12 protein-coding genes and 1 pseudogene are annotated in these 17,159 nt (G+C 71.6%); 7 read left to right on the plus strand and 6 right to left on the minus strand.

Annotation, left to right across the window (positions count from 1 at the left end):
• Positions 1-287: 287 nt before the first annotated feature.
• Genes ACLQ3B_RS29665 through ACLQ3B_RS29675 form a run of 3 tightly spaced genes read right to left on the minus strand, consistent with a single transcriptional unit; the run spans position 288 to position 3,671 of the window.
• Positions 288-1,052: a succinate dehydrogenase/fumarate reductase iron-sulfur subunit gene (locus tag ACLQ3B_RS29665; protein ID WP_425783990.1), complete on the minus strand. Its 765-nt coding sequence runs from the start codon at positions 1,050-1,052 to the stop codon at positions 288-290.
• The gene (locus ACLQ3B_RS29670) at positions 1,049-2,986 is read right to left on the minus strand and encodes a fumarate reductase/succinate dehydrogenase flavoprotein subunit (RefSeq protein WP_425783991.1); all 1,938 of its coding nucleotides are present in this window, start codon (positions 2,984-2,986) and stop codon (positions 1,049-1,051) included. Before ACLQ3B_RS29670 ends, ACLQ3B_RS29665 begins: the two co-directional genes overlap by 4 nt.
• Position 2,987: 1 nt before the next feature.
• Positions 2,988-3,671, minus strand: coding sequence for a succinate dehydrogenase cytochrome b subunit (locus tag ACLQ3B_RS29675; RefSeq protein ID WP_425784011.1), 684 nt, complete (start codon positions 3,669-3,671; stop codon positions 2,988-2,990).
• Between the two features lie 83 nt (positions 3,672-3,754).
• On the opposite strand from ACLQ3B_RS29675, the gene ACLQ3B_RS29680 reads away from it, so the two are divergent.
• Positions 3,755-4,684, plus strand: coding sequence for a LysR family transcriptional regulator (locus ACLQ3B_RS29680; RefSeq protein ID WP_425783992.1), 930 nt, complete (start codon positions 3,755-3,757; stop codon positions 4,682-4,684).
• A 6-nt stretch (positions 4,685-4,690) separates the two neighbouring features.
• On the opposite strand, the gene hrpA is transcribed toward ACLQ3B_RS29680, so the two are convergent.
• Positions 4,691-8,761, minus strand: coding sequence for an ATP-dependent RNA helicase HrpA (hrpA, locus tag ACLQ3B_RS29685; RefSeq protein WP_425783993.1), 4,071 nt, complete (start codon positions 8,759-8,761; stop codon positions 4,691-4,693).
• Between the two features lie 145 nt (positions 8,762-8,906).
• Between hrpA and ACLQ3B_RS29690 the strand changes: the two genes are divergently transcribed.
• On the plus strand, positions 8,907-9,299 hold the full coding sequence (locus tag ACLQ3B_RS29690) for a cytidine deaminase family protein (protein WP_425783994.1): 393 nt from the start codon (positions 8,907-8,909) through the stop codon (positions 9,297-9,299).
• Positions 9,300-9,311: 12 nt separating this feature from the next.
• Here the strand turns inward: ACLQ3B_RS29690 and ACLQ3B_RS29695 are convergent, their stop codons facing one another.
• Positions 9,312-9,671 (minus strand): YciI family protein, encoded by a 360-nt coding sequence (locus ACLQ3B_RS29695; RefSeq protein WP_425783995.1) that lies wholly within the window; start codon positions 9,669-9,671, stop codon positions 9,312-9,314.
• Positions 9,672-9,789: 118 nt separating this feature from the next.
• On the opposite strand from ACLQ3B_RS29695, the gene ACLQ3B_RS29700 reads away from it, so the two are divergent.
• The 5 genes and pseudogenes from ACLQ3B_RS29700 (at position 9,790) to ACLQ3B_RS29720 (ending at position 15,944) form a co-directional block, all read left to right on the plus strand.
• A complete protein-coding gene (locus ACLQ3B_RS29700; protein ID WP_425783996.1) occupies positions 9,790-11,754 on the plus strand; it encodes a multicopper oxidase family protein in 1,965 nt (654 codons plus the stop codon).
• A 60-nt stretch (positions 11,755-11,814) separates the two neighbouring features.
• Positions 11,815-12,861, plus strand: a complete 1,047-nt coding sequence (locus ACLQ3B_RS29705) for a FecCD family ABC transporter permease (protein WP_425783997.1) — start codon at positions 11,815-11,817, stop codon at positions 12,859-12,861.
• A complete protein-coding gene (locus ACLQ3B_RS29710; RefSeq protein ID WP_425783998.1) occupies positions 12,858-13,967 on the plus strand; it encodes a FecCD family ABC transporter permease in 1,110 nt (369 codons plus the stop codon). Before ACLQ3B_RS29705 ends, ACLQ3B_RS29710 begins: the two co-directional genes overlap by 4 nt.
• Positions 13,968-13,986: 19 nt before the next feature.
• A pseudogene (locus tag ACLQ3B_RS29715) lies at positions 13,987-14,757 on the plus strand (ABC transporter ATP-binding protein); the annotation flags it as partial.
• A 239-nt stretch (positions 14,758-14,996) separates the two neighbouring features.
• The gene (locus ACLQ3B_RS29720; protein WP_425783999.1) at positions 14,997-15,944 is read left to right on the plus strand and encodes an ABC transporter substrate-binding protein; all 948 of its coding nucleotides are present in this window, start codon (positions 14,997-14,999) and stop codon (positions 15,942-15,944) included.
• A gap of 121 nt (positions 15,945-16,065) precedes the next feature.
• Here ACLQ3B_RS29720 and ACLQ3B_RS29725 read toward each other — a convergent pair whose 3' ends face one another.
• A complete protein-coding gene (locus ACLQ3B_RS29725; protein ID WP_425784000.1) occupies positions 16,066-16,968 on the minus strand; it encodes an endonuclease domain-containing protein in 903 nt (300 codons plus the stop codon).
• Positions 16,969-17,159: the final 191 nt, after the last annotated feature.

Here is a 17,159-nt window from a genome sequence, read left to right on the forward strand (position 1 = left end):
GGGTGGGTTCGCCGGGCTGGCTAGCTGGGCGCGTCGGTGGTGGAAGCTGCCGACGTACCCCAGCAGGAGCGCAACGTGCGGACGAACCGTGACAAGGGTCAGGGCTGGGGCGACCGTGCCCGGCGCAGGGATCAAGCCTGACCGCCCGGAGCCGGGGACGGTCGCCCCAGCCCCAGCCCTCACCGCAACCAAAGACCAAAGACCAAAGGCCAAAGCCTCAAGCCCAAAACGCCAAGACCGCCGTACCCCTGGGAAAAGCGCGGGGTACGGCGGTCTGGCGGCGGATCTCAGGAACCGGGGGTGTTGTTGGCTCCCTTGGCGGTGGCCGTGAGGTAGTCGCGGTTGAGGCGGCCGATGGTGTTCAGCGGGATGCCCTTCGGGCAGGCCGGGGTGCATTCGCCGGCGTTGGTGCAGCCGCCGAAGCCGGCCTCGTCGTGCGCGTCGACCATGCCGATCACCCGGGTGTAGCGCTCGGGCTGGCCCTGCGGCAGCAGCGAGAGCTGGGTGAGCTTGGCGGCGGTGAAGAGCATGCCGGAGCCGTTCGGGCAGGCTGCCACGCAGGCGCCACAGCCGATGCAGGCCGCCGATTCGAAGGCGGCGTCCGCGTTGGCCTTGGCGACCGGGGTGGAGTGGGCTTCGGGCGCGCTGCCGGTCGGGGCGGTGACGTACCCGCCGGCCGCGATGATCTTGTCGAAGGCGCCCCGGTTGACCACCAAATCCTTGATGACCGGGAAGGCGCTGGCCCGCCACGGTTCGATGTCGATGGTCTCGCCGTCCGTGAACTGCCGCATGTGCAACTGGCACGCGGTGGTGCCGCGCTGCGGCCCGTGCGCGTCGCCGTTGATCATCAGGCCGCACATGCCGCAGATGCCCTCGCGGCAGTCGTGGTCGAACGCCACCGGGTCCTCGCCCGCGAGGATCAGCCGCTCGTTGAGGACGTCGAGCATCTCCAGGAACGACATGTCCGGGGACACGTCGTCGACCGGGTAGGTCACCATCCGACCCTTGTCCTCGGGGCCCTTCTGGCGCCAGATGCGCAGGGTCAGGTTCACTTGTAGCTCCGCTGCGTGGGGTGGACGTACTCGAACTTCAGGTCTTCCTTGTGCAGCACCGAGGGCTCACCGGTGGCGGTGAACTCCCAGGCCGCCACGTACGCGAACCGGTCGTCGTCGCGCTGCGCCTCACCGTCGGGGGTCTGGTGCTCGGCCCGGAAGTGGCCGCCGCAGGACTCCTCGCGGTGCAGGGCGTCGATGCACATCAGCTCGGCCAGTTCGAAGAAGTCGGCCACCCGGCCGGCCTTCTCCAGCGACTGGTTGAGTTCCTCGCCGGTGCCGGACACCTTGACCCGCTGCCAGAACGCCTCGCGCAGGGCGCGGATCTCGTCGATCGCCTTGCGCAGCCCGGCCTCGCTGCGTTCCATGCCGCAGTGTTCCCACATGATCTGGCCCAGTTCCCGGTGGAACGAGTCCACGGTCCGGTCGCCGTCGACCGCGAGCAGCCGCTGGACGCGGTCCTCGACGTCGGTGCGCGCCTCGACAGCAGCCGGGTGGCTGGCGTCGACCTTCTCCAGTGGACCGGAGGCCAGGTAGTTGGCGATGGTGGTGGGCAGCACGAAGTAGCCGTCGGCGAGGCCCTGCATCAGTGCCGAGGCGCCGAGGCGGTTGGCGCCGTGGTCGGAGAAGTTGGCCTCACCGATCACGAACAGGCCGGGGATGTTCGACTGGAGGTCGTAGTCGACCCACAGGCCGCCCATCGTGTAGTGCACGGCGGGGTAGATGCGCATCGGCACCTCGTACGGGTCCTCGCCGGTGATCCGCTCGTACATCTCGAAGAGGTTGCCGTACTTGGCCTCGATGGCCTTGCGGCCCAGCCGGCCGATCGCGTCGGCGAAGTCGAGGTAGACGCCGAGCTTGGTCGGCCCGACGCCCCGCCCCTCGTCGCACACGTTCTTGGCGGCGCGGGAGGCGATGTCACGGGGGACCAGGTTGCCGAAGGAGGGGTAGATCCGCTCCAGGTAGTAGTCCCGCTCGTCCTCGGGAATCTCCCGAGGGTTGCGGTCGTCGCCCTTGGTCTTCGGCACCCAGACCCGGCCGTCGTTGCGCAGCGACTCGCTCATCAGAGTGAGCTTCGACTGGTGGTCGCCGGAGACGGGGATGCAGGTCGGGTGGATCTGCGTGTAGCACGGGTTGGCGAAGTACGCGCCCTTGCGGTGTGCGCGCCAGGTGGCGGTGACGTTGCAGCCCTTGGCGTTTGTGGAGAGGTAGAAGACGTTGCCGTAGCCGCCGGAGGCGAGCACCACGGCGTCGGCCATCTCGGTGCTGATCTCGCCGGTGACCAGGTCCCGGACGACGATGCCCCGGGCCTTGCCGTCGACGAGGACCAGCTCCAGCATCTCGTGCCGGGCGTTCATCTCCACGTTGCCAAGGCCGATCTGCCGCTCCAGGGCCTGGTACGCGCCGAGCAGCAACTGCTGGCCGGTCTGGCCCCGGGCGTAGAAGGTGCGCTGCACCTGGGCGCCACCGAAGGAGCGGGTGTCCAGTAGGCCGCCGTACTCGCGAGCGAACGGCACGCCCTGGGCGACGCACTGGTCGATGATGTTGACCGACACCTCGGCGAGCCGGTGCACGTTCGACTCGCGGGAGCGGAAGTCGCCGCCCTTGACGGTGTCGTAGAAGAGCCGGTGCACGGAGTCGCCGTCGTTGCGGTAGTTCTTCGCCGCGTTGATGCCGCCCTGTGCCGCGATGGAGTGCGCCCGGCGGGGGCTGTCCTGGTAGCAGTAGGACTTGACGTGGTAGCCCTGCTCGGCCAGGGTGGCGGCGGCCGAGCCGCCGGCCAGGCCGGTGCCGACCACGATCACCGTCATCTTGCGGCGGTTGGCGGGGTTGACCAGCTTGGCCTCGAAGCGCCGGGTCTCCCAACGCTTCTCGACCGGGCCGGCGGGAGCCCTGGTGTCGGCGATCGGGTCGCCCTCGGTGAAGAGTTCCATGTCAGGACACCAATCCGGTGAGTACGGCGAACGGGACCACCAGGTACCCGGCGCAGAGCAGCACGGCGAAGACCAGAGCCGCGGTACGCGCCCTGCGCTCGCCGCGCGGCGTCTGCTGGCCGAGGCTGCGGAACGCGCTGAACGCGCCGTGGCGCAGGTGGAAGCCCACCGCGAGGATGGCGAGCGTGTAGAAGAGCGTGACGTACCAGCGTTCCGGCGCGAAGTCGGCGACGACGTTGCCGTACGGCTTGCTGGCGTTGCCGACCGGGTTCAGCGTGCCGGTGGTCAGGTCCAGGAGGTGGTAGATCACGAAGAGCAGGATGATCACTCCACCCCAGCGCATCGTGCGGGCCGCGTAGCTGCCGTTGACCTTCTTGCGGTGGGCGTACTTGACCGGGCGGGCGGCGCGGGCGCGCCGGGCCAGCACGGTGGCGGCGACGATGTGGGCGACGACCGCAACCACCAGCCCGGTGCGCAGGATCCACAGGAACCAGACGCCGGGCAGCAGGGGCTTGCCGATGTCGCGTAGCCAGTGCGCGTAGTGGTCGAACGAGGTTGCCCCCGTGAACACCTTGAGGTTCCCGAGCATGTGGGCGATGAGGAACAGCGCCAGCAGGATGCCCGTCACCGCCATGACGGCCTTGAGGCCGACGTTCGAGCGGATGGGCGACCGAGTTTTCGTGATTACCACAGGACCGACGCTAGGAGCACTTCGATCAGTCGTCCAATGCATCAAACTCGCAGTGTTGATAGCCGTAAGCTATTTAGATGCAGCTCCATCAGCTCCGGTACTTCGTCGCGGTGGCCGAAGTACGACATTTCACCCAAGCCGCCGACATCGTGGGCATCACGCAGCCCTCGCTCAGTAAGCAAATTCACGCTCTGGAGGCCGACCTCGGAGCGCCGCTGTTCGAGCGGGTAAGGGGCAATATCGCACTCACCGCGGCGGGTGAGGTGCTGCTGCCGTTGGCCACCCGCATCCTCGCCGACGTGGAGACCGCGACCCGGGAGGTCCAGGAGTTGGTCGGGCTGCGCCGGGGCCGCGTCCGGCTCGGGGCCACCCCCAGTCTGGCCACCTCGCTCGCCCCGCCGGTGCTGCGCCGGTTCCGCGACGCGCACCCCACCATCGACCTGCGCGTCGAAGAAGGCGGCTCCCAGGACCTGGTCCGCGATCTGCTGCGCGGCGACCTCGACCTGGCCCTGATCATCATGCCGGCGCAGGGCGCCGACCCGGGGCTGCGGGTCGACCCGATCCTGCGGGAGAGCCTGGTGGTGGCCTCGGTGGGGGAGGTGCCCACCGCGTCGACCACCGGCGAGCTGCGCATCACCGACCTACGGGACCAGCCGATGGTGATGTTCCGGGAGGGGTACGACCTGCGCGACGCGACCATCCAGGCATGTCGGGAGGCGGGCTTCGAACCGACCTTCGCGGTGGACGGCGGCGAGATGGACGCCGTGCTCAGCTTCGTTGAGGCGGGGCTCGGCATCGCGCTCGTGCCCGGCATCGTGCTGGCCCGCCGGCCGGGAGTGCGGATCACCCCGCTCGCCCCGCCCGGGGTGCGACGGACCATCGCGGTGGCCCGCCGACGCGACGTCGTACCCACCCACGCCGGTCGGGAGCTTCGGCGCATCCTGCTCGACTACATCCAGTCGGCGATCGACAGCGACGAGCTCCCGCCCGGGGTGGATCCGCTCTGAGCGGTGTCAGCGGCCCTCGGCGTCGTCCATCGCCCGGTAGATCCGCTGCTCGGAGACGGGGTACGGGGTGCCCAGCGCCTGGGCGAACACGTTCACCCGCAGCTCCTCGATCATCCAGCGGATCTGCCGGACGGCCGCCTCCTGGCGGCGGGCCGGCGGCAGGTTGGCGAGCAGGTCGGCGTACTCCTTCTGCACCACAGCGATCCGGTCCTGCTGCTGGCGGTCCCGCTGCGGGTTGCCGCCCAACCGTTCCAGTCGACGTTCGATGGCGGTGAGGTAGCGCAGCAGGTCGGGCAGCCGCGCGTACCCGGTCTCGGTGATGAAGCCGGCGTGCACCAGCCCGGCGAGCTGGCCGCGGATGTCGGCCAGCGCCGCCACCACGGCGAGGTTCCGGGTCGCGCCGAGCCGCTGCTCGACGGCGTACGCGGCGGCCAGGACCCTGCGGACCCGGTCCATCACCTCGACCACTGTGTCGACCAGGTCGGCGCGGACCTTCTCGCGCAGGGCCGCGAAACCGTCGGCGTCCCACGCCGGGCCGCCGGCCGCGCCGATCAGCCGGTCGATGGCCGCGCCCGCCGCGTCCTCGATCAACTCCTGGACGCCGCCGTGCGGGTTGCGACTCAGCGCCAGCTTCGCCTCGTTGTCGAGTCGTCCCTGCAGGAACCGCGCCGGGGACGGCACGGTGAGCCGCAGCAGCCGGCGGGTGCCGGCCCAGTGCGCCGCCTCCGCCTCGGCGGGGGAGTCGAACACCCGCACCCCGACCGTCGAACCCTCGTCGACGAGCGCCGGGTACGCGGTGACCGCGTACCCCGCCCGGACCTGCTCGATGGTCCGTGGCAGCGTGCCGATGCTCCACTCGCGCAGCCCGGTCCGGGCCACCTCCGGAGCGGCGGCCGCCACCACCTGGCGTACCTCCTGGCGGAGCTGACGTTGCAGGGCCGGCAGGTCCTTGCCCTCGGCGACCGGCTTCTCGTCGTCGCCGAGGACCCGGAAGGTCACCCGCAGGTGCGCCGGGAGCTTGCCCGGCTCCCAGGCGTCGCGGGGCACTGTCACCCCGGTCATCCGGCGCAGCTGCCGGGTGAGCGCGTCCAGCAGCGACTCCTCGCCGGGAGTGATCGCCGCCAGGGCGGCCCGGGCGTAGTCCGGCACCGGGACGAAGTTGCGACGGATCGCCTTGGGCAGCGAGCGCATCAACGCGATCACCGTCTCCTCGCGCAGCCCCGGCACCTGCCAGTCGAAGCTCTCCGCCGGCACCTGGTTGAGCAGCGGCAACGGGATGTCCACTGTGACGCCGTCGTCAGGCGTGCCCGGCTCGAACCGGTAGGTCAGCGGCAGGCTCACCCCGTGGGCCTGCCACTCGTCCGGGTAGTCGTCCTCGTCCACCCCCGGCTGGCCGTCGTTGACCAGCAGGTCGCGGGTGAAGGTGAGCAGGTCGGGTTGCTCCCGGCGGGTCTTCTTCCACCAGCTGTCGAAGTGCCGGCCGGAGGACACGTCGGCCGGGATCCGCTGGTCGTAGAAGCCGAAGATGGTCTCGTCGTCGACCAGGATGTCCCGGCGTCGGGCCCGGCTCTCCAACTCCTCGATTTCGGCGAGCAGCCGCTTGTTGTCCGTCCAGAACTGGTGGTGGGTCTGCCAGTCGCCCTCGACGAGGGCGTGCCGGATGAACAGCTCCCGGCTCAGCGTCGGGTCGATCCGCCCGAAGTTGACCTTGCGGGCGCTGACCAGCGGGACGCCGTACAGGGTGACCTTCTCGTAGGCCATCACCGCGGCCTGCTTCTTCTCCCAGTGCGGTTCGCTGTAGCTGCGCTTGACCAGGTGCTGCGCGAGCGGCTCGACCCACTCCGGCTCGACCCGGCCGGCGATGCGGCCCCACAGCCGGGAGGTCTCCACCAACTCGGCGGCCATCACCCAGCGCGGCGGCTTCTTGAACAACGCCGATCCGGGGAAGAGGCCGAACTTCGCGCCCCGCGCACCCAGGTACTCGTGTTTCTGGGCGTCCTTGAGGCCGATGTGCGACAGCAGGCCGGGCAGCAGCGACTGGTGCACCTTCGGGGTGTCGATCTCCTCCGGCAGGTCCGCGCCACCCCGGCGGCCCGCACCCCGGCCGGCGTCCGCGTCGCCGGCGGCGTCGCGCGCCGGCCGCCCACCACGCCGGTCACCGTCGGCCGGGGTACGCAGCACCTGCCGCAGCTGGCTGACGATGTCCTGCCACTCGCGGATCCGCAGGTAGTTCAGGTACTCCGCCTTGCACATCCGGCGGAACGCGCTGGAGGAGAGCTCCCGCTGCTGCTCACGCAGGTAACGCCACAGGTTGAGGTAGGCGACGAAGTCCGACTCCTTGTCGGCGAACCGGGCGTGCGCCTGGTCCGCCTGGGCCTGCTTCTCGGCCGGCCGCTCCCGCGGGTCCTGGATGGACAGCGCGGCGGTGATCACCAGCACCTCGGTGGCGCATCCGTTGCGTTCGCCCTCGACCACCATCCGGGCCAGGCGCGGGTCGACCGGCAGTTGGGCCAGCCGCCTGCCGAGCGCGGTGAGCCGCTTCGCCGGGTCGACCTCGGTCGGGTCCAACGCGCCCAGCTCGTGCAGCAGGTTGACGCCGTCGGTGATGTTGCGCTTGTCCGGTGGGTCGATGAACGGGAACGCGGCGAGGTCGCCGAGCCCGATCGCGGTCATCTGGAGGATGACCGACGCCAGGTTGGTCCGCAGGATCTCCGGGTCGGTGAACTCGGGTCGGGACAGGAAGTCCTGCTCGTCGTAGAGCCGGATGCAGATGCCGTCCGACGTACGGCCACACCGGCCCTTGCGCTGGTTGGCCGACGCCTGGGAGACCGGCTCGATCGGCAGCCGCTGCACCTTCAGGCGGCTGGAGTAGCGGGAGATGCGGGCGGTGCCCGGGTCCACCACGTACTTGATCCCGGGCACGGTCAGCGAGGTCTCCGCGACGTTTGTGGCGAGCACCACCCGGCGCGAGGAGTGCGCGGCGAAGACCCGGTGCTGCTCGGCGCTGGACAGCCGCGCGTACAGCGGCAGGATCTCGGTGCCGAGCAGCGAGCGCTTCGTCTGCACCAGCTTGCCGAGCGCGTCGGCGGTGTCCCGGATCTCCCGCTCACCGCTGAGGAAGACCAGGATGTCGCCGGGACCCTCGGCGGCCAGTTCCTCGACGGCGTCGCCGATCGCCTGGATCTGGTCGCGGACGTTCTCCTCGTCACCGTCGCCGTCCTCCTCGCCCTCGGCGAGCTCGACGAGGGGCCGGTAGCGCACCTCCACCGGATAGGTGCGCCCCGACACCTCGACCACCGGCGCGGGCGCGCCCTCCGGCTCGTCGGCCGTGGGCGGGCCGGCGAAGTGCCGGGCGAACCTGTCGGTCTCGATGGTCGCCGAGGTGATGATCACCTTGAGGTCGGGTCGTCGGGGCAGCAGCTCCCGCAGGTACCCGAGGATGAAGTCGATGTTGAGGCTGCGCTCGTGCGCCTCGTCGATGATCAACGTGTCGTACTGGCGCAGCATCCGGTCGGTCTGCAACTCGGCCAGCAGGATGCCGTCGGTCATCAGCTTCACCAGGCTGCGCTCGCTGACCTGGTCGGTGAAGCGCACCTTGTAACCGACGACGTCGCCCAACTCGGTGCCCAGCTCGTCGGCGATCCGGTCGGCCACCGTGCGGGCGGCCAACCGCCGGGGCTGGGTGTGCCCGATCAGGCCGTGCACCCCGCGCCCCAACTCCAGGCAGATCTTGGGAATCTGGGTGGTCTTGCCGGAGCCGGTCTCGCCCGCCACGATCACCACCTGGTGATCGCGGATGGCGGCGGCGATGTCGTCCTTGCGCTCACTGACCGGCAGACCCACCGGGTACGTGATCACGGGCACCGCCGCCTGGCGGGCAGCGAGCCGTTGCTCGGCCCGGACCAGGTCGGCGGTGATCTCGGTCAGCGCCGCCTCCCGACGCTGCGGGTCGCGCAGCTTGCGGGCACCGTCGAGGCGCCGCTGGAGCCGGCGCTGGTCGCGGAACATCAGAGGTGTCAGGCGGCGGTGCAGCTCGCGAACGGGGTCGGACGCGACGGAGGCGGTTGGATTCTGCATGTCGTGCCCAAGGATAGGCAGCCCGGCGGCGCACCGCCCCCGGGTTACCGGGCGGCCGGCTCTCCGACGGCCACCTCCCGTCCCTCGACGGCCCCGAGCGGGCCCCTAGAGTTGGCGGCCGACGTCGAGCGCTGGGGGAGCCGGGATGGAGATGCGTGACACCGACCGCGCGTTGGTGCAGGCCGCCATGGCGGTCTCCAAGCTGCGCTGCCGCAGCCAGCACCACACGGTCGCGTCGGCGGCCCGGACCGCGGACGGCCGGGTCTTCACAGGCGTGAACGTCCGGCACGCCACCGGAGGGGCCTGCGCCGAGCTGGTCGTGATCGGCACGGCCGCCACGCAGGGCGTCACGGCGCTGGAGACGATCGTCACGGTCGCCGACCGTGGCCGCGAGGTCGTCGCGCCCTGTGACAGGTGCCGGCAGGTGCTGCGGGACCACTTCCCGGAACTGCTGGTGATCGTCGGTCCGATGGAGGCCCTGCGGGTGGTCCCGCTCGGCGAGCTGTCGACGGAGGCCGGGAGCGGCGCGGCCGGCTGACCGGGCCTGGCGTCAGTCCCCGGCGGCCGCCTCCAGCATCGACTGCGGCACCGGCACGCTCTCGAACCGCAGGTTGCCCTCGGGAAGCAGCCACGTCGTGACCCGCGCGACCAGGCGACCGGCCCGCACGGCCGGGTCGTTGGCGAAGAGCGCACGTGCCTCGTCCGGCGCGATGGACAGCACCACGAAACCCCGCAGCTCGTCGTCGTCGGGGTGCAGGAACGGCCCGGCCGCGAGCACCAGCCCCTGCTGCACGAGGCCCGCCTGGTGGGCCAGGTGCGCGTCCCGCAGCCGGTCGATCGCGTCCTGCGGCAGCTCCGGCGGGTCCGACGGCCGGGTCAGCAGGACGACCGTGTGCTGGTCGAATCGCATGTCCACACCCTATGGCGCGAATCTTCCTCTTCTGGGTGTCATCTGCCATCTGTCCGCCCTGTCATCGTCTGCGAATCTCATTCTCATACCGAGGTTCGGAGTGATTGGGAGGTGCGGCATGGTCACCAGACGACAGATGCTCGCGGCCGGTGCCGTCGGCGGCGCCGCGGTGCTGGTCCCGGCGGGCGGGACGGCGTCGGGCCGGGCGCTCGCCGCCGCGGCGGCGGCGCTGCTGGACGCTCGCGAGATCCCGAAGTACGTCACGCCGCTGCGAATCCCACCGGCCATGCCGGCCGTGGCGACCGGACCGGAGCGGGACGAGTACGTGATCGCGGTACGACAGTTCCGCCAGCAGATCCTGCCGCCGTCGTGGCCGCGCACCACCGTGTGGGGTTACGGCTCCACCGCCCACCCCGGCAGCTTCGGTTACCCGGCGCCCACCATCATGGCGCGGGTCGGCCACCCGGTACGGGTGACCTGGGTCAACCAGCTCGTCGACGACCGGGGCGACTACCTGCCGTACCTGCTGCCGGTGGACCCCACCCTGCACTGGGCCAACCCGGCCGGTGGCATCGAGCACCGGGACCGCCATGGGCAGTGGGACGGCAGCCCGCAGGGTTATCGCGGTCCGGTGCCCCAGGTGGTGCACCTGCACGGTGGGCACAGCACGCAGGAGAGCGACGGACACTCCGAGGCGTGGTACCTGCCGGTGGCCCGCGACATCCCGTCCGACTTCGCCGTGACCGGCAGCGCGTACCGCGAGTTCCGGTCCCGCTTCGCCGAGGGTTCCGGCCTGCGCTGGGCACCCGGTTCGGCCACCTTCGAATACGCGAACGACCAGCGCTCCTGCACCCTCTGGTACCACGACCACACGCTGGGGCTCACCCGGGAGAACGTCTACGCCGGGGCCGCCGGGTTCTATCTGCTCGGCGGTGGGGACGAGCTGCCGGAGGAAGCGCTGCCCGGCCCGGCGCCGACCCGCGACGATCCGCCGAACGCCTCGTACTACGACATCCCGCTGATGATCCAGGACCGCAGCTTCACCGCTGAGGGTGAGTTGCGCTACCCGAAGCGGTACTCCGCCGGCGGCGACGGGCCACCGGTGTGGGTGTCCGGGTTCTCCGGCTCCGCAATCGTGGTCAACGGCCGCACCTGGCCCACGTTGACGGTCCAGCGTCGCCGTTACCGGTTCCGGCTGCTCAACGGCTGTAACAGTCGGTTCCTGCTGCTGAGCGTGGTCTCCCACGCCACCGCGCGGCCGGCCCGGCCGGTGCTGCCGGTCTGGCAGATCGGCAGCGACGGCGGTCTCCTGCCCGAGCCGGTGCCGCACGAGCGGGTGACCCTCGGCCCGGCCCAGCGGGTCGACGCGATCGTCGACTTCAGCAACGTGCCGGCCGGCACCGAGCTGTACCTCGTCAACGAAGGGCCGGACGGGATGTACGCAGGCGGTCGGCCCGGGGTGGACTTCGATCCCGCCGATCCGCACACCACCGGCCAGGTGCTGCGCTTCGTGGTCACCGAAGCGGCCAGCGCGGACCCGAGCGTGCCACCGGAGCAGCTGCGGCTACCGGCGCACCCGCGGCTCGGCCCGGCCCAGCGGGTACGCCGGTTGTCGCTCAACGAGCGGATGTCCGACGGGTCGATGGCGATGCTGCTGGGCGTCCTCGACGAGCGTGGTCGGGGCCTGCCGTTGCGTTGGAGCGACCCGGTGACCGAGCAGCCCATCCTAGGCGACACCGAGATCTGGGAGGTGCGCAACTTCACCCGACACGTGCATCCGGTCCACCTGCACCAGGTCCAGTTCGAGGTGCTCGGCCGGGGGCACTCGGGTCTGGCGCAGCCCGGCCCGGGGGACCGGGGGCGGATGGACACGGTGCTGGCGTACCCGTGGGAGGCGACCCGGATCAAGGCGCGCTTCGACCTGCCGGGTCGCTACGCCTGGCACTGCCACCTCTTGGAGCACGAGGACAACGAGATGATGCGACCGCTGACAGTGCTGCCAGGCGGTGGCGCGGCGGCCGGGGACGGTGGCTCGGCGGGCGGGCCGGAGGGACCCGGGACGGCATCGACAGAGGCCGGTTAGCCCCCTTTCCGCAGCTCGGCTAAGGTTAGGCGAACCTAAGCGCGAACCTGCAGGAGACTCGTGACCACCCTCGTCGCCCGGCCGGCCCCGGCCCGCAGCCGGTCCGGCACCCGGACCGGCCGCCGGGTGGCCGTCACCGTCGGGGCCGCGCTGGTGCTGCTGCTCACCGTGCTGGCCAGCTTCGCGCTCGGCAGCCGACAACTCGGCGTCGACCAGGTCTGGCACGCGCTCGTCGCGCCGGACGGCGGCGACGCCAGCACAATCGTCCGTGAGTTGCGGATGCCACGGACCGCGCTCGGCCTCGCCGTCGGGCTCGCGCTCGCCGTGGCGGGAGTGCTGTTCCAGGCGCTCACCCGTAACCCCCTCGCCGAGCCGCGCATCCTCGGCATCAGCGCGGGCGCGTCGTTCGGGGTGGTCCTCGCGATCTCCGTGTTCGGCGTCGGCACGCTCGCCGGGTACGTCTGGTTCGGCATCGGCGGAGCCCTGATCGCCGGGCTGCTGGTCTTCGCCGTCGCCACCCGCGCCCGCGAGGGCGCCAGCCCGGTCACCCTCGCACTGGTCGGCGCGGCGCTCGACGCCAGCCTGGCCTCCGGGGTGTACGCGCTGCTCAGCATCGACGCCCGGACCTTCGAGGAGTACCGCTTCTGGGTGGTCGGCGGGCTGGCCGGCCGGGACCTGTCGGTCGCCGCCCAGGTGCTGCCCTTCGTCCTCACCGGCCTGGTGCTGGCCGCAGTGGTGGCCCGCGGTCTCGACGCGCTGGCCCTCGGTGACGACGTGGCCCGTGGGCTCGGTCACCGGATCGGCCTGGTCCGCATCGGTGGTGGCCTCGCCGCCGTGCTGCTGACCGGCGCCGCGGTGGCCGCCGCCGGCCCTGTCGCGTTCGTCGGGCTGGCCGTGCCGCACCTGGCGCGCGCCCTGGTCGGCGCGGACCACCGCTGGACCCTCGCCGTCTCCGCCCTGCTCGGGCCGGCGCTGTTGCTCGCCGCCGACATCGTCGGTCGGCTCGTCGCCCCGCCCGGCGAGATACCGGCCGGGATCGTCACCGCGCTGATCGGCGCGCCACTGCTGGCCGTGCTGGTCCGCCGCGCCCGGGTGGTGACCGCGTGACCACCACCCGCCATCCCTCCGGCCCCGTTGACACGTCCGCCGTCGCGGACGCCGGCTCGGTCGGCGCCGCCCGTGCCGGGTTGCCCGGGCGCTCGCTGCTGCGGATCGGCCCGGTCAGCCTGCTGATCCGCCGTCGCGCGGTCCTGGTGGCCGCCGTGCTGACCGTGCTGCTCCTGCTGGCCGTCGTGCTCAGCCTCTCGCTGGGCACCCCGTACGTCGCCCCGGCGGACGTGCTGCGTGCCCTCTCCGGTGCCGGCACCCCGTACGACCTCGTGGTCTTTGATCTTCGGCTGCCGCGGGTCGTGCTGGCGGCCGTGGCCGGCGCCGCCTTCGGCGTGGCCGGCACGCTGATCCAGAGCGTGGCCCGTAACCCGCTCGCCAGCCCCGACGTCATCGGCATCACCCAGGGCGCCGGCCTCGCCGCGACCGTGGCCCTGACCAGCGGAATGGCCGCGGTGCTGGTGGCGCCCACCGCGCTGGTGGGCGGGCTGCTCGCGGCGGTGCTGCTGTTCGCCCTCGGCGCCCGACACGGGCTGGCCGCGCAGCGGTTCGTGCTCGCCGGGGTGGCTGTCGCGTTCGGCTTCCGGGCGCTCACCGAGGTGGTCATGCTCACCGCCGACCCGATCGACGGGCTGCGCGCGCAGATCTGGCTGATCGGCACCCTGGCCGGCAAGGGCTGGACCGAGGCCGCCTGGATCGCCGGCACCCTGCTGGTGCTGCTGCCGGTGCTGGCCTGGGCCGGCTGGGCGCTGAACAGCACCGCCCTGGACGACGACACCGCCCGGGGCGTCGGGTTGCGCCCGGTGGCCCGCCGGATCGGGCTCGCCGGCACCGGCGTGCTCGTCGCCGCGATGGTCACCGCCCAGGTCGGCGCCGTCGACTTCGTGGCCCTGGTCGCCCCGCAGGTGGCCCGACGGCTGGTACGCGCCGAACGACCACCGCTGGTCTGCGCGGCGCTGCTCGGCGCGCTCCTGCTGGTGCTGGCCGACCTGGCCGGCCGGCGGCTGTTCGCACCCACCCAACTACCCGCCGGTGTGCTGACCGCCGCGATCGGCGGCCCGTACCTGATCTTCCTGCTGCTGCGCGGCCGACGGCGGTCGTCGTGACCCCCCAAGGAGTCGTGTGATGCTCTCCACCCGCGACCTGGTCGCCGGCTACGACGAGCGGACCGTGCTCGACGGGCTCGACCTCGACCTGCCCACCGACGCGTTCACCGTGATCGTCGGACCCAACGCGTGCGGCAAGTCCACCCTGCTGCGAACGATGGCCCGGCTGCTCACCCCCCGCCGAGGCACGGTCCTGTTGGACGGCACCGCCATCCGTGACCTGCCGACCCGGGAGGTCGCCCGCCGCCTCGGCGTCCTGCCGCAGAGCCCGCTGGTGCCCGAGGGCGTCACCGTGGCAGACCTGGTCGGCCGTGGCCGGCAGCCCTACCAGCGCTGGTGGCGGCAGTGGTCGTCGGAGGACGGCGCGGCGGTGGACCAGGCGATGGCCCTCGCCGACGTCGCCGACCTGGCCGACCGGCCGGTGGACAGCCTCTCCGGCGGTCAGCGGCAACGGGTGTGGATCGCCATGACCCTCGCCCAGGACACCGACGCACTGCTGCTGGACGAGCCGACCACCTTCCTCGACCTGGCCCACCAGGTGGAGGTACTGGATCTCCTGCACCGGCTGCGTTCCGAGCGGGGTCGCACCGTGGTCGCCGTGCTGCACGACCTCAACCAGGCCGCCCGCTACGCCGACCACCTGGTCGCGATGCGCGACGGCGCGGTGGTCGCCGCCGGACCGCCCCGGGAGATCCTCACCGCCGACCTGGTCGGCGACGTCTTCGGGCTGGCCTGCGTGGTCGTGCCCTGCCCGGTGACCGGCGCACCGCTGGTGGTGCCCGCGTACACCGGTGGCAACGCCGCCCCGCCCGCTGCCGCGGGCAACGCCGCCCCGCCCGCTGCCGCGGGCAACGCCGCCCCGCCCGCTGCCGGCGCGGCCGCTTCGCCGGGTGGCGCGGGTGGCCCGGTCGCCGCGTCCGCCGGCGCGCAAGACCCCTCTTCGTCGACGGCGTCCGCACCGGACGCCCGGCCCGCCACCGGCGACGCGGCCAACCCGCTCGCCGGCTCGTACCCCTCGAAAGGACTCTGATGCGTCGTCTCGTCGCCGCTCTCGCCGCGGCCGCCGCCCTCGGCGTCGGACTCACCGCCTGCGGTGAGAGCGACCCGGTCGCCGGCACCACCGCCGGGGAGACCCGGGAGATCAGCCACGCCATGGGCACCACAAAGGTCCCGGCCGAGCCCAAGCGCGTCGTCGTGCTCGACACCGACAAGATCGACACGGCGCTCTCGCTGGGCATCACGCCCGTCGGCGCCGCCACCGCCGGTGAGGCGAAGAGCTGGCCGACCTACTTCGGCGCGGACAAGCTCGCCGGCATCAAGGAGGTCGGGGTGCTCACCGAGCCCGACCTGGAGGCGATCAACGCGCTGAAGCCGGACCTCATCCTCGGCAGCAAGTTCCGCCAGGAGAAGTTCTACGACGAGCTGGCCGCCATCGCGCCGACCGTGTTCACCGACAAGGTGGGCATCACCTGGAAGGACAACCTTCTCCTCGACGGCAAGGCGCTCGGCCGTGAGCAGCAGGCAAAGGATCTGCTCGCCACCTACGAGAAGCGGGCCAAGGACTTCGGTGCGACGCTCGGCGACGCCGCCGCGCGCAAGGTGTCGATCGTGCGGTTCCTGCCCGGCAACATCCGGGTGTACGGCCCCGACTCGTTCTCCGGCATCGTCATCGGCGACACCGGCCTGGGTCGCCCCGAGCGGCAGCTGCTCGCCAACAAGGAGGACAAGCGCTTCGACCTGGTCAGCCCCGAGCGGATCAACGAGGTCGACGGTGACGTCATCTTCGTGACCGCGTACGGCGACAAGGCCGCCGCCGAGCAGACAAAGGTCGCCGGTGGGACGCTCTGGAAGGGCCTCAACGCCGTCAAGGCCGGCAAGGCGTACCCCGTCTCCGACGAGGTCTGGATGACCGGCATCGGCGTCGGCGCCGCCAACAAGATCCTCGACGACCTGGCCAAGTACCTCCCCGCCGCCTGACAAGCCCGCCGCCCACGCCCGTCCGCGCGGGCCTCGCCGGTTCATGATCGTGCTAGATCCAGGAAGTAGTGGCCTCCCTCGACGGGGAGGCCACTACTTCCATGTTCGAGCGCGATCATCGTCAGCGGGGGAAACGTGAGCGTGCTCGTAGGGCGGCTCGAACCTCGGCGAGGAACCCGTCGAAGTCCTCCCGGAGACGCCTGGCGGTCAGGTGGAGCACGATCCAGTCGCCGCCGAGCAGTCGGTTGAGGCGTTGGCGGTCCCGATGGAACTGCTCGGGGTCGTCGTGCCAGAGTCCGTCGTACTCCACCGCGACCTTGAACTGTGGCCAGGCGAGGTCCAGTCGCGCCACGAATCGGCCCTGCTGGGTCACGACCCACTGCGTCTCCGGCCTCGGCAGGCCGGCCAACACCAGCCGCACCCGTGTCCGGGACTCCTGGGGGGACTCAGCGCCCGCGTCGGCCAGGTCGACCGCGCGTAGCAGCGACCGCCAGCCGCGTCGTCCGGCCCGGCTCAGCGCGTACTCGCGCAGGGCAGGCACAGCGGTCTGCCGCCTCGCCAGCATGGCGTCGATGACGACCACCGCCTCGATCACGTCGAGCCAACGGGCCAGGTCCCAGCACGTACGCGCCGGGCTGGTCACCCTGACCCCAGCGCGGTCCGCGGTATCGCCGGGATCGATCTCTCCGTGGTGGACCCGGATGCCGGCGGTCGGGCCGATCCGGGTGGCGGCGGGAACCAGGACGTCGACCGGCTCGTTCGCGAGCGGCTCGGCGCACCCGTACAGACCGGCGGCAGCGCGCCCTGCGATGGCCGCACCGGGCGGGACCAACCAGCGTCCGATGGCGGCGCATCTCACGGTGTGGGTGACTGTGACCTGGGCATCGGCGTAGACGTCGCGGAAGAGCGGTCGCCACGCCGAACTGCGTAGGTCATTGCGGGTCAGTAGGCCTCGCGAGACGGCGGTTGAGCCACGGAAGACTCGACCTCGCAACTGCGGGGGCCGGCGAGGAACCTTCGGCATGGGCTTCAGGCTGGCCGAAAACCCCCGCGTCACGCTGCCCCTGTGGATAACCACCGTCACCACACAGGCGTTCGGTGCGCGCCGTTATCCCCAAGATCACGCTCGAACATGGATGTCAACGCCGTTGCGTTAGGGCTGTGATCGGCGGGTCAACCCCTGCTGGATAACGGGAACGGGACTCCTGGTAGATC

The sequence above is a fragment of the Micromonospora sp. DT53 genome (assembly GCF_049841535.1).
Classification (GTDB): Bacteria; Actinomycetota; Actinomycetes; order Mycobacteriales; family Micromonosporaceae; genus Micromonospora.